Origin of the sequence: Pararhizobium mangrovi (assembly GCF_006516965.1) — a bacterium.
Lineage (GTDB): Bacteria > Pseudomonadota > Alphaproteobacteria > Rhizobiales > Rhizobiaceae > Pararhizobium_B > Pararhizobium_B mangrovi.
In genome coordinates, this window is the sequence record NZ_VHLH01000008.1 from 60544 (window position 1) to 74308 (window position 13765).

The following is a 13765-nucleotide window of genomic DNA, read 5'->3' on the forward strand; positions in this document are numbered from 1 at the left end:
TCCTGGTTCCGGCGCGAACGGTCGCGCGCGTTCATCGCCGGTCTATCCTTCGGCATCGTGCAGGGCAAACCGGCGCGATGCCGCGGATCGCCACACGCTTCAGAAGGTTTCGACCCAGGGGCGTACCTCGATCTCCCAGCTCCAGACGGAGCGGTCCTGATCGACGAGCTGCATGTAGGTCTCCGCGATGCGATCGGGATCGAGCATGGAATCGGGCTTGTCGGCGGGCTCCTCGCGGCCGGGATTCCGGATGCCGCCATCGATGACGATATGGCCGACATGGATGCCCTGCGGATGCAGTTCGCGTGCCATGGACTGGGCGAGCCCGCGAAGCGCGAACTTGCCCATCGCGAAGGGCGCTGACTTCGCATAGCCCTTCACGCCCGCCGATGCGCCGGTGAAGAGGATCGTTCCCGCGCCGGCATCGAGCATGCGGACGGCGGCGCGCTGGGCCGTCAGGAACGCACCGAAGGCGGTAACTTCGAGCGCGCGCCGGACGTCTTCGGCGGCAAGCTCGACGAGCGGGCCGCGGACCCGGGCCGAGGGGTTGTAGATCGCGACCGCAAGCGGTCCGTCCACCGCGTCGACGCGCTCGAAGAGGCCGTCGACCGATGCGGGATCGCTCGCATCGCAGGCGACGGTAGAAGCCCCCGTCTCGGCAGCGAGATCGGCGAGTTTGTCCGTGTCGCGGGCGGCGAGCACGAGGTCGTAGCCACGGTTCGCGAGCCGGCGTGCGAGAGACGCGGAAAGGCCGTCTCCGACCCCCACGATGAGTGCTTTGGCCATGATCTTCTCCTGAAGGCGATCGGCATTGGGACTGGCGGAACCCGTTGCCCGCAACGGCCCTTTCGCTTAAGTAGACGGCAGATTTCCACCGTCCATGGAGCATTCGCCACCTTTGTGAGAGGGGAGGTGTTCCGGGCGATCCTGAATGCGAGCTGCCGGACTTCCGTGCCGATCGAAAGCGATCCGCCGTCCGGGCTCCCGTCGAAAGCGAGACGTCGAAGAATGGCGCGCCAGTACATCTATCACATGGCCGGCCTCAACAAGGCTTATGGCAACAAGAAGGTCCTGGAGAACATCCACCTGTCCTTCTACCCCGACGCCAAGATCGGCATCCTCGGCCCGAACGGCGCCGGCAAGTCGACCGTGCTTCGCATCATGGCGGGGCTCGACAAGGAGTTCACCGGCGAGGCGTGGGCTGCCGACGGATCGACGATCGGCTACCTGCCGCAGGAACCGCATCTCGACGAAAGCCTCGACGTGCGCGGCAACGTCATGCAGGGCGTGGCGGAAAAGCAGAAGATCCTCGACCGCTACAACGAACTGATGATGAACTATTCCGACGAGACGGCCGAAGAGGGCGCCGAGCTCCAGGACGTCATCGACGCGCAGAACCTCTGGGACCTCGACAGCCAGGTCGAGATGGCGATGGAAGCGCTGCGCTGCCCGCCGGCCGATGCCGACGTGACGAAGCTCTCCGGCGGTGAGCGGCGCCGCGTGGCGCTCTGCCAGCTTCTCCTGTCGCAGCCCGATCTCTTGCTCCTCGACGAGCCGACCAACCACCTCGACGCCGAGACGATCGCTTGGCTCGAAAAGCACCTGCGCGAATATCCGGGCGCCGTGATGATGATCACCCACGATCGCTACTTCCTCGACAACGTCACGGGCTGGATCCTCGAACTCGATCGCGGTCGCGGCATTCCCTACGAGGGCAACTACACGGCCTATCTTGAAAAGAAGGCCAAGCGCATGGAGCAGGAGGGCCGCGAGGAGGCCTCGCGCCAGCGCCAGCTTTCGCGCGAGCGCGAGTGGATGGGCCAGAGCCCGCAGGCACGCCAGACGAAGTCGAAGGCCCGTATCCGCGCCTATGACGAACTCGTCCGGCAGGCCGAGGACCGGCGTCCGGGCGACGCACAGATCGTCATTCCCGCCGGCGAACGGCTCGGCCAGCAGGTCATCGAGGCGGACGACCTCAAGAAGGGCTACGGCGACACCCTGCTGATCGACGGGCTTTCCTTCCAGCTTCCGCCCGGCGGCATCGTCGGCGTCATCGGCGCGAACGGCGCCGGCAAGACGACGCTCTTCCGCATGATCACCGGCCAGGAAGAGCCCGACGGCGGCGCCTTCACGGTCGGCGACACGGTGCATCTGGGCTACGTCGACCAGAGCCGCGACACGCTCGATGCCAAGGCGACCGTCTGGCAGGAGATCTCCGGCGGCAACGACATCATCAAGCTCGGCAAGCACGAGATGAACTCCCGCGCCTATGTCGGTGCGTTCAACTTCAAGGGCGGCGATCAGCAACAGCCTGTCGGCACGCTTTCCGGCGGCCAGCGCAACCGCGTGCACCTTGCCAAGATGCTGAAGTCGGGTGGCAACGTCATCCTGCTCGACGAGCCGACCAACGACCTCGACACCGAGACGCTCGGCGCGCTCGAGGATGCGCTCGAAAACTTCGCCGGCTGCGCGGTCATCATCAGCCACGACCGCATGTTCCTCGACCGTCTCGCCACCCACATCCTCGCCTTCGAGGGCGACAGCCACGTGGAATGGTTCGAGGGCAATTTCGCCGACTACGAAGCCGACAAGATCCGTCGCCTCGGTCCGGAAAGCGTCAACCCGAAGCGGGTGACCTACAAGCGGCTGACGCGCTAAAGCGAGATCCGTAAAGCGCGCAGGGTTTTCGGACAAATCGAGCGTAGGGCGAACGTCATGGCGGTGAAGGACTGGTCGGCAGCGCAGTACCTGAAGTTCGAGGCGGAGCGCACACGTCCGTCGCGTGATCTGCTGGCGCAGGTCGACGTCGCGGCGCCGCGGCGCGTCGTCGATATCGGTTGCGGGCCTGCGAACTCGACCGAACTGCTTGCCGCCCGGTGGCCGGATGCGGAAGTGACCGGCCTCGACACCTCACCGGACATGCTCGAAAAGGCACGGGCGCGGTTGCCGCGTGCAACCTTCGAACAGGCGGATGCGCGCGACTGGGCTCCGGCCGAGCCGGTCGATGTGATCTTCGCCAACGCCGTTTTCCAATGGCTGCCGGATCATCTCGCCGTGCTCGAACGGTTGATGGACCACCTGACGCCGGGCGGCGTGCTGGCCGTGCAGATGCCGGACAATCTTGCCGAACCGAGCCACGCGTTGATGCGCGAAACGGCGAACGAGCCGCCATTCGCGTCCCTTATCGGGAAGAACGTCGCGCGCGATCCATTGCCACCGGTCTCGGTCTATTACGATGCGCTGATCGGCAGGGCGACATCGGTCGATGTCTGGCACACGATCTATACCCATCCGCTCGAAGATGCGGGCGCGATCGTCGAATGGCTGAAGTCGACGGGCCTGCGCCCGTATCTGGCGCCGCTCGATGAGGATGCGCAGGCCGCGTTTCTTACCGCCTACGAGGCCCGCATCGCCGAGGCCTACCGGCCTCGCGCCGACGCAAAGGTACTCCTGCGCTTTCCGCGCCTCTTTATCGTCGCCAAGCGGGGCTAAGCCGCGCCGGCAGCGCGTTCCGAGGCGTATTCGAGGCCGATCTCGCTTCGCCAGGCGTCGAGGCTGCGCATGTTGCCGAGCGTATCGGCCAGGCTCGCGCCTGGGCTTTCGAATTCCCGGCGTCCGGCTGCGACCGCCTCGGCGGCGGCGTCGGCTTCGAACGCATAGAGATGGCGTTCCCTCGGAAAGTCGATCACTTCGCGTTCGCCGTCGGCGTCGATGATCGTGATGCTCGTCGGGCCGCCCGCGCGACCGCCGGCAAGCCATGGCGAGGCGATCTCGATGGTACCGGCCTCGCCATGGACGCGGGCGACGTTTTCCAGCGCCACCGAGACGCCGCAGGAAAGCTGCGCGACGAGGCCGTCGTCGAAGTGCGCGATCGCGGCCGTCCAGTGATCGACGCCCGTCTCGCCGAGTTCGCCGAACGCCTTGATTGCGACCGGATCGCGGAAGGGCTTACCGACGGCAGCGCCGGCGACGAGCCGGGCGAAGGACATCGGGTAGCCACCGACGTCGAGGATGCCGCCGCCGGCGAGTGCATTGGCGAAGAGGCGGTGGTCCGCCTCGAATTCCTTGCGGAATCCGAAGGAGGCCTGAACCATGCGCACGCGGCCGACGCGTCCTTCGCGGACCAGCGCGCAAACGCGCGCCATCTGCGGATGCAGCCGGTACATGAACGCCTCGCCGAGAAAGACGTCGGCGCGTTTGGCGGCTTCGACAAGCGTCTCCGCCTCCTCGGCGTTGATGCCGACCGGCTTTTCGCACAGCACGTGCTTGCCGGCAGCGATCGCCGCCGACGCGTTGGCGACGTGCATCGGATGCGGCGTCGCGACGTAGACCGCGTCGATGTTCGGATCGGCGAGAAGGGCTTCGTAGCCGATATGGATTTCGGCGCCGGGAAAGGCTTCCGCCAGATCGTCGGCTGGCCGCGAGCGGGTTGCGACGGCCGTGAGCGTGCCCCGCTCGGTTTCGGCGAGGCCGGCCGCGAACACCCGCGCGATCTCGCCGGTTCCCAGAATGCCCCAGCGAAGCTTACCGTTCGCGTCTGTCCCTGTCGGCATCGAATCCTCCCTGTGAACGCCCGCGGTGAACCTATCAGACCAACGGCGAGGTTTCGCTAGAGAATGGGCGTTTCGATGGTGTTGTCGGCGACGATTTCAGACAACGACCTTCTGCGAAGGATAGCCCGGTTTGCCGAACACTCTTTCGTAGCGTTCGATCTCGGCTCGTTCGCCGCTCGCCTTCGCCGGATTGTCGGAAAGCTTGACCGCCGGGCGTCCGTCGACTTCGGAAACCTTGCAGACGAGCGAGATCGCACCGAGCGCGTCGTGGGAGCCGGGCGGCATGCCGCGGAAATCGTTGGTAAGGTTCGTGCCCCAGCCGAAGCTCAGCCGAACGCGTCCGTGGAACCGGCGATAGATCGCCTCCAGCGTCTCGAGGTCGAGGGCGTCGGAAAAGATCAGCAGCTTTTCCTTCGGGTCGACCCCGCGCTCGCGCCACCAATCCATGATGGTTTCGCCGATTTCGAGCGGCGGCGCCGAATCCGGCCGAAATCCCGTCCAGTTCGCGACGTCGTCCGGTGCGTCGCGCAGGAAGCTCTGCGTTCCGAACGTATCCGGCAGAACGATCAGGAGATTGCCGTCGTAATAGGTCTGCCAGTCCTCGAGGACCCGGTAGGGCGCCCGGCGCAGTTCTTCGTCGTCGCGCGCGAGGGCTGCAAGCACCATCGGCAGTTCGTGGGCGTTGGTGCCGATCGCCTCGAGGTCGGTTTCCATGGCGAGCAGCACGTTGCTCGAACCGATGAAATTGTCGCCGAGGCCTTCCTTCATCGCCTCGACGCACCACCGCTGCCACAGGAAGGAGTGGCGACGGCGGGTGCCGAAATCGGAGATGCGCAGGTCCGGCAGATCCTTCAGCCTTTCGACCTTTTCCCAGAGCTTCGCCTTGGCGCGAGCGTAGAGGATATCGAGTTCGAAGCGGCCGTAGCTTCGAAGCAGCGCACGCGAGCGCAACTCGCTGATGATGGCGAGCGCCGGCGTTTCCCACATCGTCGTATAGGGCCACGTGCCATGGAAGTGCAGCTCGAACTGTCCGTCGCGGCGAGTGAGCTCGTATTCCGGCAGCCGGAAATCGGCGAGCCATTCCATGAAGGCCGGCCGGAAGATCTGGTGAACGCCGTAGAAGCTGTTGCCGGCGAGCCAGATCAGTTCCTGCTTGGAAAAGCGCAGCGAGCGGGCATGGTCGAGCTGGGCGCGCAGTTCGCCCTCGTCGATCTCGTCGGCAAGCCGCACATGCGCCGATCGATTGATGACGGAAAAGGTGACGGAGCGATCCGCGTGCAGTCCCCAGATCATCTGGAGCATCAGGAGCTTGTAGAAATCCGTGTCGAGCAGGCTGCGCACGATCGGATCGAGCTTGAAGGTGTGGTTCCACACGCGTGTGGCGATATCCGTCGCGATCATGGCAAGCTCCCCTTGCAGCGCCTTCGAACCGTTACCGCGCGTGTCGCGCCGAGGCCAGACCCGATGCGTGGCCGATTTGCAAGCGCGCGGGATCGGTGCCAAACCCGGTGGGCAAGATATGGCGATATCCCGGCTTGAGGAGGCCCTTCGATGCAGGCGTACGACCGGCAGCGGCTCGAACGATACGACACGTCGACGACGAGCTACACGTTCGCCCAGATCACCGACGAGGATCACGACACCCAGGTGCGCCTCGACGATGGGGAAACCTTCTTCCAGGCAAGGCTGCGCTTCGACCGCGCCCATCGCCACGTCGACGAAGAGGGCCGCGCACGCTACACCTTCGAGATGATAGCGAACGACGAAGGCGGCGAGCGTCGCGTCTATTCCAAGTTCGGCGAGGTCGACGAGGAAACCTTTCGCGGCGGCGAATTCTCCGAACTGGTGCGGTGGGGCCGCCATCTGCTCGCCTTCGACGACCGCACGGGCATCGTCGGCGAGATACGCGGCGAAGACTACAGGATCATTCCCCGGCAGATCCTCATGACCGGGCCGGGCGACGCCTGGCAGAAGGGCTTCAAGTGCGAATGGGCGACGCTCTACGGCAACGAGCTGATCGTCGGATCGCACGGCAAGAACGACCATCAGGCATGGGTCAAGCGCATCGATCCGGACGGCTACAAGGTGGTCAGCGAGGATTGGGGCCAGCACTATCGCCGCCTGCGCGAGGCCTGCGGCGTCGGTTCCGATGGCTACGTGACGCATGAGGCGGTGGACTGGGATCCCTACGGCGAACGCTGGTACTTCTTCCCGCGCAAGGTCTCCTTCGAGCCGTTCGACGAACCCGTCGACGAGCGCGAGAAGGGCAACAACCGTCTGATCGTCGCCGATGCGAACTTCGAGGACATCGAGGTACGAACGGTCGGCGAACCGACGCCCGAGCGCGGTCCGTCGTCGCTCAAGCTCGTTCCCGGACGACCGAACGAATTCCTCTACGTCAAATCGGTCGAGATCGGCGATCGTACCGAAAGCTGGATCGGCGCCGCCGACGTCGAGGGCAATCTGCTCGCCGAAGAGACGAAGCTCGGCGATTTCAAATGCGAAGGCATCGAATTCATGTAGCGCGGAGCGCCGAATGCCGGCGCCCGGAAGCGATACGCCGATCGAAAGAATTGCGCGCGGAGCGTTAACCGGATCGGACAGGTTTTTCCGGTAGCATCATGGCCATGAAGCACTTCTTGGCATCCGACGCGCCGATGCAGGCGAAAGAGACCGGTACATCGGTCGGCACGTTCACCCGTACGGGTATGGCGCTGCTTTCGCTGCTCCATGTCCTCCTCGCTCTCAGTTTCCTTGCCGTGGCAGCGCTGGCGACCACCGAAGCGCATGCACGGGACGGGACGAACGCCGCGAACCGAACCGAGGACGGGTGCGGCGGGCACGACCTTCTCGATGCGATGCGCCGGAACGATCCCGCCAAGCTTGCCGCCATCGATGCGGCGGCTGAAAAGGTCGCGAACGGCGACCATCGCCTGTGGAAGATCACGACGCCGAAGGCGAAGCAGCCTTCCTGGCTGTTCGGCACGATGCATGTTGCCGATCCGCGCGTGCTCGATCTGCCAGATGCGGCGAAGGACGCGCTCGAAAAGGCCGATACGATCGTCATCGAGACGACCGGCGTGCTCGATCCGGTAAAGGCGCAGGCCGATATCCTCGCCCATCCCGATCTCACCATGTTCACCGACGGTTCGACGCTCGCCGCCCATATGAGCGCGTCGGACCTCGCGCTCGTAAAGAAGCGGCTTCAGGAAGAGGGGCTTTCCTACGCCCTCGTCGCCAAGATGAAGCCGTGGATCCTGGCCGGCATGATCGCCCGTCCGGCCTGCGAGGAAAAGCGCACCGATGCGGGCGAAGACTTTCTCGACAAGCAGATCGCGGAGGACGCGAAGGCGAAGGGCAAGGCGGTGAAGGGGCTGGAAACGCTCGACGAGCAGCTGCGCGCCATGGCCGACCTGCCGATGAAGTTCCATATCCGCGGTCTCGTCGAGGCGCTGCAACTCGGCGCTCTGATGAACGACGTCACCGTGACGATGACGGATCTCTATCTCGACGGTCGCATCAGCGCGATCCTGCCGATGATGGAGGCGATCGGCCCCGATGCCGGAGCCGACGAGGATGCCGGTTACGCCGAATTCCGCAAGCGCATCGTCACCGACCGCAATGCCGTCATGGCCGAGCGTGCCCGACCGATGATCGATGCGGGCGGTGCCTTCATCGCCGTCGGCGCGCTGCACCTGCCGGGCAGGGAAGGCCTCGTCGCGAGGCTCAGGAAGGCCGGCTACACCGTTCGCCCGCTGGCGCGATAGCTCGTTCGGCTTCGGGGCCGTCAGACGCCTCGGATCGGCACGCGGCTTTCGACGACGCGGACCAGCAGGACGAGGATGCCCGTCAGTGCCATGTAGATGCCGGCGAGGAAGAGAAGCGGCGCGTAGACGAGGTAGGTGTCCTGGCGCACCTGTGCGATCACGCCGTAGACGTCGACGACGGTGATGGTGGCCGCGAGCGGCGTCGACTTGAGCTGCATGATGATCTCGCCGCCGAGCGTCGGCAGCGCGCGGAAGAAGGCGCGCGGAAGCCAGATGCGCCGCAAGAGCTTGAACGGGCTCATGCCGTAGGCCCGGCCGGCCTCGAGCTCGCCGTGCGGCACGCCGGCGAAGGCACCGCGCATGACCTCGCCCTCGTAGCCGGCGAACGAGATGGTCAGCGTGAAGAGCGCGTAGGGCCAGGCCTGACGCAGATAGTCCCAGAGGAACGACTGGCGGATCGCGGGGATCGTCGGGAACAGCGACCCGACGCCGAAATAAAGCAGCCAGAGCTGCAGAAGCAGCGGCGTGCCGCGGATCAGCGTGCAGAAGCCGCGTGCGGGCAGGGCGAGGATGCGCGGCCCCGCGACCTGGGCGAGGCCGAGCGGCACCGCCATGAGAAAGCCGAGCACGATCGACAGCACCAGCAGCCAGACGGAACGCCATACGCCGATCAGGATCTGCGGCCAGTATTCGACGAGCCAGTCCCAGCGCATCGTCGCCGCCGCCAGCATGACGAGTGCGACGCTGACGACGAGGAGGACGATGCGGTGCGGCTGCCACCAGCTTCGCCCCCGCGTTGCCGGTCGGGCGAGTTCGGCAAGGCCTGGCTCGGTTTCGAGCGGTTCGGTGCGCGTCACCGGTTCACACCTCCCGCATGCCGCGTCGCGCGCGGCGTTCGACCACGCGAATGATCTGGTTCGAGACGAGCGTGACCATGAGATAGAGGATGCCGGCTGCGCAGAAGAAGAGGAAGTAATCCTTCGTCGCGCCGCCCGCCTGGCGTGTCGCCATGGTCAGTTCGGTAAAGCCGACGACGGCGAGAAGGGCCGTATCCTTCGTGGCGATGAGCCAGAGATTAGCGAGGCCCGGAATGGCATGCGGCAGCATGGCGGGCAGCGTGATCCGGCGCAGGAGCAGGCCGGACGGCATGCCGTAGGCACGCGCCGCCTCGATTTCGCCGAAGGGCACGGCCTTGATCGCCCCGCGCAGCACCTCCGTCGAGTAGGCGCCCTGGACGATGCCGATGACGAAGATGCCGGCGACGAGGCCGTTGATGTTGACGGCGTCGTGGCCGAGGCTTTCCGCCAGCCGGTTCACGGCGTCCGTGCCGGCGTAATAGATCAGCACGATGAGGACGAGTTCCGGGATCGCGCGAATGGCGGTCGTGTAGCACTCGAGGAGATCGCGCGTGACGGGACCGCCGTAAAGCTTGCCGAAGGCGCCGCCGACGCCGATCGCCAGGCCGAGCGCATAGCCGCCTCCGGCGATTTCGAGCGAGGTGACGAGGCCCCTCAGCAAGACCCCGCCCCAGCCCGGCGGGGATAGGGCGAGAAGGCTCCAGTCGATGCCCATCGTGGCCGTCGTCTCCTACCGTTCGTCCCCTCGGCTGTCCGGCTTGGCAGCGGCCGGCATGGCGCCGGCCACCGTGTCCGCGAGCGTCAGCCGCCGTAGATGTCGAAGTCGAAGTACTTGTCGGAGATCTTCTTGTAAGTGCCGTTCTGGCGGATGGCGTCGATCGCGGCGTTGACCTTCTTCTTCAGGTCGTCGTCGCCCTTGCGGAAGCCGGCGCCGATGCCCGTACCGAGCACGTCGGCGTCCGGATCGACCTTGCCCTTCATCTCGCAGCATGCCTTGCCCTGATCGCTGTCGAGGAAGGGCTGCAGGGCGAGCGCATCGGCGAGCGTCGCGTCGATGCGTCCGCTCACGAGGTCCTGATTGGCCTCGTCCTGCTGCTGGTAGACCTTGAGGCTGGCGCCGGGGAAATGCTTACGCGCATAGGTCTCGTGAATGGTGGAAACCTGAACGCCCAGATACTTTCCGTCCATGCCGTCCTTCGTCGGCTTGAAGTCCTCGGACTTCTGGCCGACGACGATCGCCGGCGTCTGGTAGTACTTCTCGGAGAAGTCGATCTCCTTCTTGCGGTCGGCGGTGATCGACATCGAATTGAAGATCATGTCGATCTTGCCGGACTTGAGCGCCGGAATGATGCCGTCCCACGAAACGGGTGTGATCTTGCAGTCGAGATCGGCCTGCTTGCAGACCGCATGCATGATGTCGATCTCCCAGCCGCTCCAGTTGCCGGAGGCGTCGGGCTGGCTGAAGGGCGGGTAGGGCTCGGCGGAGATGCCGACCTTGACGGTTTCGGCAGCATGCGCCGAAGCGCCGAGCGGCAGGGCGATCGCGAAGGCTGCGAGCGCGATCTTCGTGAGCAAGGATTTCATGCGTCTGTTCCCTCTTATGGATCCGGTGGTCGGTCGAACGCGGCGTGCGGCCGTGCCGCCTGCCGTGGGCTGGCTCGATCTCATCGGATCGAGCCGATGAAGCGCTGCAGGCGCTCCGATTTCGGATGGTTGAAGATGGCGTTCGGCTCACCTTCCTCCTCGACGAGGCCCTGATGGAGGAAGATCACGCGGTTGGCGACTTCGCGCGCGAAGCTCATCTCGTGGGTGACGAGGATCATGGTGCGTCCCTCGCTCGCGAGATCTCGGATGACGGTCAGCACCTCGCCGACCAGTTCGGGATCGAGCGCGGAGGTCGGCTCGTCGAAGAGCATGACGTCGGGGTTGATGGCGAGCGCACGTGCGATCGCCGCACGCTGCTGCTGCCCTCCCGAGAGATAGGCGGGAAAGGTGTCGCGCTTTTCGAACAGGCCGACCCGCTCGAGCAGCGCGTCCGCGTCGCGGATCGCTTCGTCGCGCTTGCGGCCGAGCACGTGGATCGGCACTTCGATCACGTTGTCGCGCAGCGTCATGTGCTGCCACAGATTGAAGGACTGGAAGACCATGCCGAGCCGGGTGCGGATGCGCTGGATCTGCCGGCGGTCGGCGATCTCGCTCTCGCCATGGCCATTGCGGCGAAGGCCGATCTCCTCGCCATGGACGCGCACGGTGCCCGAACTCGGGATCTCCAGCATGTTGATGCAGCGAAGCAGCGTCGACTTGCCGGAGCCGCTCGCACCGATGATCGCCGTCACGTCGCCGACATGGGAGGTCATCGAGATGCCTTTCAGCACCTCGAGCTGGCCGAAGGATTTGTGCACGTCGACCAGTTCGACCACGGCCTCGCGCATGGCACCTGTGGCATGACCGGAGGCACGATCGGCGGTCGGGGAGGGCGCGGTCTCCTGGCTCAAGCCGGTTCCGCTCGCCCTGCTCTCGATTTCGGGCCGTAGAGCATCATCGCGTCGATCGTCGTTCCCATGAGTATGTTTTTCGTCTTGGTTGGGCTCATCATGCACTTGAAGACGAATTATGCAAATGTATAATTACGTTCGTCCGGCTGGTGGTGCGCGCGTCGCAGAGGCCTGAAAGGGCCAACACACCCCAACGGGAGGGCGCGGTGACGAGGATGCCTGTCCGCAAGGGTGCGACGTGACCCGGCGGCCGTTTCGCCGCCAATCCGGCGACGAGCGTCGCGCGGCGCTCGTCGCGGCGACCATCGAATGCATCGCCGAACACGGCATGCATGGCGCGAGCGTGCGCGAGATCGCCGCGCAGGCCGGCGTGAGCAACGGGCTCATCCGGCATTACTTCGCCGACAAGGACTCCATGGTGCGCGAAGCCTACCGGGCGACCATGGAGGAAATGACGGTGATGGCACGCGAGGCCGCGACCGCGTCGAGCGGTTCGCCGCGCGAACGGCTGCGGCTCTTCGTCGTCGCCAATCTCACGCCGCCCGTCCTCGACGCGAAGCGGTTGACGCTCTGGGCCGGCTTCATCGGCATCGTGCACCAGGACGACCGCATGGCCGCCATCCACGACGAGGCCTATGCCGGCTTCCGTGCGGAGGTGGAGCAAATGGTGCGCGAGGTGTTCGCGGAGGCCGGTCGTACCGGCGATGCGGCGCGCTCCGCCATCAAGATCAACGCGCTGATCGACGGGTTGTGGTTGGAAGGCTCGCTCGCACCCGATCTCTTTGCCGACAGCTCGCTCGGCGAAATGGGCGTCGAATCGGTCGAAGCCATTCTCGATCTGCCGCTTTCACAGCCGGCAAAAAGGACGTGAACAGACATGCACTACGCCTCCATCACCGAACGGCTCGCCGATCTCGGCTCGGGCAAATGGGCGGTTCATCTGGCCGCACGCGAGCGGATCGCGAGCGGGGAGCCGATCATCGAATTGACCATCGGAGAGCCGGACGTGCCGGTCGATCCGGCGCTCGTCGCCGCCTGCACCGATGCGATGACGGCCGGCCGGACGCGCTATTCGAGCGGACGCGGCGAGCCGGAACTCCTCGCCGTTCTGGCCGAGAAGTATTCCGAACGCGCCGGCCGTCGCGTCACGCCGGAAAACGTCCTGTGTTTCCCGGGCACGCAGACGGCGCTCTTCGCGGTCATGCTGACGCTGACCGAGGCCGGCGACGACGTCCTCGTCGGCGATCCGTTCTACGCGACCTATGAGGGCATCATCCGCGCGAGCGGAGCCGGCATGCGCACGGTTCCGTTGCGCGCGGAGGCGGGTTTCCGGATGCAGGCGAAGGATCTGGAGGCCGCGATCACGCCGGAATGTCGCGTGCTGCTTCTCAACTCGCCCCACAATCCGACCGGCGCCGTCCTGAGCGCGGAGGATGTCGCCGCGATCGGCGCGGTCTGCGAGAAGCACGATCTCTGGATCGTCTGCGACGAGGTCTACGAAGAACTCGTCTTCGAAGGGGAGGCCGCTTCGCCCTTCGACGACCCGCGCTTTGCGGAGCGTGCGATCGCGGTCTCTTCCATCTCGAAGTCGCATGCGGCCCCCGGCTTTCGTAGCGGCTGGGCGATCGGACCGGCGGAATTCTGCCGGCGGGCGCTGCCGGTTTCCGAAACGATGCTGTTCGGCAACCAGCCTTTCATCGCCGACATGACGACCGCTGCGCTCAGCAACGATCCCGGCACGTCGCGCGGCATGCGCAAGGCCTATCGCCGGCGTGCCCGGCTGATCGAAGAGGCGTTGCGCGAGGCACCCGGCCTGCGGCCTCTGCCGCCGGCAGCCGGCATGTTCATCCTCCTCGACGTCTCGCCGACCGGGCTGGCCGGTGCGGATTTCGCGCTTGCGCTGCTCGACGAGGCGGGCGTGGCGGTCATGCCCGGTTCGTCGTTCGGCGACAATGCCGAAGCCTATGTCCGCCTCAGCCTCACCGTACCCGACGAGACGCTGCGCGAGGCCTGCCGACGGATCGGCGATTTCGCGGCCTCGTTGATGGCGAACGGCATCGCCGCGCACGGCTGAAGGCTCCCGGCCGGGGCCT

General features: G+C 65.6%; 13 protein-coding genes. 6 read left to right on the plus strand and 7 right to left on the minus strand.

Features of this window, described 5'->3' with window-relative positions; all coding sequences use genetic code 11:
• Positions 1–99: 99 nt before the first annotated feature.
• A complete protein-coding gene (locus tag FJU11_RS06455) occupies positions 100–786 on the minus strand; it encodes an SDR family NAD(P)-dependent oxidoreductase (protein WP_141166216.1) in 687 nt (228 codons plus the stop codon).
• Positions 787–1008: 222 nt separating this feature from the next.
• On the opposite strand from FJU11_RS06455, the gene ettA reads away from it, so the two are divergent.
• Both ettA and tam read left to right on the plus strand, forming a co-directional pair.
• Entirely contained in the window at positions 1009–2658 is a 1650-nt protein-coding gene (gene ettA / locus FJU11_RS06460; RefSeq protein WP_141166217.1) for an energy-dependent translational throttle protein EttA, read from the plus strand.
• A gap of 63 nt (positions 2659–2721) precedes the next feature.
• Entirely contained in the window at positions 2722–3492 is a 771-nt protein-coding gene (tam, locus tag FJU11_RS06465) for a trans-aconitate 2-methyltransferase (protein ID WP_141166286.1), read from the plus strand.
• Here the strand turns inward: tam and FJU11_RS06470 are convergent.
• Entirely contained in the window at positions 3489–4553 is a 1065-nt protein-coding gene (locus FJU11_RS06470; RefSeq protein WP_141166218.1) for a Gfo/Idh/MocA family protein, read from the minus strand. The genes tam and FJU11_RS06470 overlap by 4 nt on opposite strands.
• 96 nt (positions 4554–4649) lie before the next feature.
• Entirely contained in the window at positions 4650–5954 is a 1305-nt protein-coding gene (gene pncB / locus FJU11_RS06475) for a nicotinate phosphoribosyltransferase (protein ID WP_141166219.1), read from the minus strand.
• Between the two features lie 150 nt (positions 5955–6104).
• On the opposite strand from pncB, the gene FJU11_RS06480 reads away from it, so the two are divergent.
• Positions 6105–7076, plus strand: coding sequence for a hypothetical protein (locus FJU11_RS06480; RefSeq protein WP_141166220.1), 972 nt, complete (start codon positions 6105–6107; stop codon positions 7074–7076).
• A 104-nt stretch (positions 7077–7180) separates the two neighbouring features.
• The gene (locus FJU11_RS06485) at positions 7181–8320 is read left to right on the plus strand and encodes a TraB/GumN family protein (protein ID WP_235890850.1); all 1140 of its coding nucleotides are present in this window, start codon (positions 7181–7183) and stop codon (positions 8318–8320) included.
• 20 nt (positions 8321–8340) lie between these two features.
• On the opposite strand, the gene FJU11_RS06490 is transcribed toward FJU11_RS06485, so the two are convergent.
• The 4 genes from FJU11_RS06490 to FJU11_RS06505 all read right to left on the minus strand — a co-directional run bounded on the left by FJU11_RS06490 (position 8341) and on the right by FJU11_RS06505 (position 11609).
• Positions 8341–9177 (minus strand): ABC transporter permease, encoded by an 837-nt coding sequence (locus tag FJU11_RS06490; protein ID WP_407946668.1) that lies wholly within the window; start codon positions 9175–9177, stop codon positions 8341–8343.
• Positions 9178–9181: 4 nt separating this feature from the next.
• Positions 9182–9892: an ABC transporter permease gene (locus tag FJU11_RS06495; RefSeq protein ID WP_141166221.1), complete on the minus strand. Its 711-nt coding sequence runs from the start codon at positions 9890–9892 to the stop codon at positions 9182–9184.
• 86 nt (positions 9893–9978) lie between these two features.
• Positions 9979–10761, minus strand: coding sequence for a transporter substrate-binding domain-containing protein (locus FJU11_RS06500; protein ID WP_141166222.1), 783 nt, complete (start codon positions 10759–10761; stop codon positions 9979–9981).
• Between the two features lie 80 nt (positions 10762–10841).
• On the minus strand, positions 10842–11609 hold the full coding sequence (locus FJU11_RS06505; protein ID WP_141166289.1) for an ATP-binding cassette domain-containing protein: 768 nt from the start codon (positions 11607–11609) through the stop codon (positions 10842–10844).
• A gap of 301 nt (positions 11610–11910) precedes the next feature.
• Between FJU11_RS06505 and FJU11_RS06510 the strand changes: the two genes are divergently transcribed.
• Complete coding sequence (locus FJU11_RS06510; RefSeq protein ID WP_141166223.1) at positions 11911–12543, plus strand: TetR family transcriptional regulator C-terminal domain-containing protein; 633 nt, start codon at positions 11911–11913, stop codon at positions 12541–12543.
• Positions 12544–12549: 6 nt separating this feature from the next.
• A complete protein-coding gene (locus FJU11_RS06515) occupies positions 12550–13746 on the plus strand; it encodes a pyridoxal phosphate-dependent aminotransferase (RefSeq protein WP_141166224.1) in 1197 nt (398 codons plus the stop codon).
• Positions 13747–13765: the final 19 nt, after the last annotated feature.